1 protein-coding gene is annotated in these 1043 nt (G+C 59.9%); it reads right to left on the bottom strand.

Annotated elements, in window-relative coordinates:
• Positions 1-83: 83 nt before the first annotated feature.
• On the bottom strand, positions 84-1043 hold a 960-nt coding region (locus ACPYOJ_RS34480), incomplete at its 5' end, for an IS66 family transposase (RefSeq protein WP_481420244.1).

The following is a 1043-nucleotide window of genomic DNA, read 5'->3' as shown; positions in this document are numbered from 1 at the left end:
GGGTACGCGGGGCAGATTTGGTGGCAGTGCCGTTTCATTGGGCAACGGTGGTGGCGCAGCCAAGCCGACGCGGCCCCGGGTGTTCAAGCCCGAGCGAGAATGATTGCCGACAGGGGCGGGACCGGTTGCCCGACGTTACCGATCCCAAGCCGGTCACCGAGATAGTGGTAAAAGGACAGCCCAAGCTTCTGGCAGGTCTTCATAAGACCAAGCATGACGTCGCGCGCAACACGGCCATCGCGACTCATCGTGCCGCCGGAGATTTTTCGCTTCGTGACAAAACTCCGCAGGTCATTTTCCGATGCGTTGGTGTGCAGCGGAATCTCGGGATGCTCGAGGACCTTCAGCAGCTCGGTCTTCCTTCGAAGCAGACGCTCTAGCAGCTTATCGAGTGCCTGGTAACCGGTGCGCAGGCTGAAGATTCGGTCGAACCGTCGTCGGAAGGCCGGAACGGCCCGCGGGGAAGGATTCTGCTTGTAGGCTTTCAGCGCCTTGTAGAAACGCCAGACGAGATCTCGGACCATGGTGAGCGACCGCTCCTCTTTTGCGGTTCCTGGCATCAGCTTTTGCAGAAGACGTTCGGCATGAACCCAGCACAGCGCGTGATTGCCGACGCGGAACTGGCCGGCGTCGTCGGAGACGATCACCGTGTTGCCCATCAGGCCGTGGTGACGGATAGAACCCCACAGGCCGGCCTCGGCATGCGTGCCGACCTCCTGTCGGTCGAGGATGTCGATACCCTTTTCGGCCAGATGCGCCATGAATGGCACCTGATTGCAGAAGCGCTGCGGTTCAAGAGCGCGAAGTCCGGCAGTAATGGCCGCATCCGCACGGCGTTCTTTCAGGTAATCGAACGCGGCATCATTGAGCACATAATCCTGGTAGCCGCCGCGCAGTAGCGACAGGAAATTCAGGCGCGACTTCGATTTTGCCGTTCGGAAGACGGTAAAATTCGGGCCGCCGATGTGTGTGGCGTAATATGGATTATGGGAATGTCGGGCGCCGGTGTCGTCGACGGTGACATAAGACGACGACACCAGACC

This window comes from Rhizobium sp. SVR5-9E (assembly GCF_056755095.1).
The sequence above is the reverse complement of the archived record's forward strand: the minus strand, read 5'-3'. Positions and strand labels throughout refer to the sequence as shown.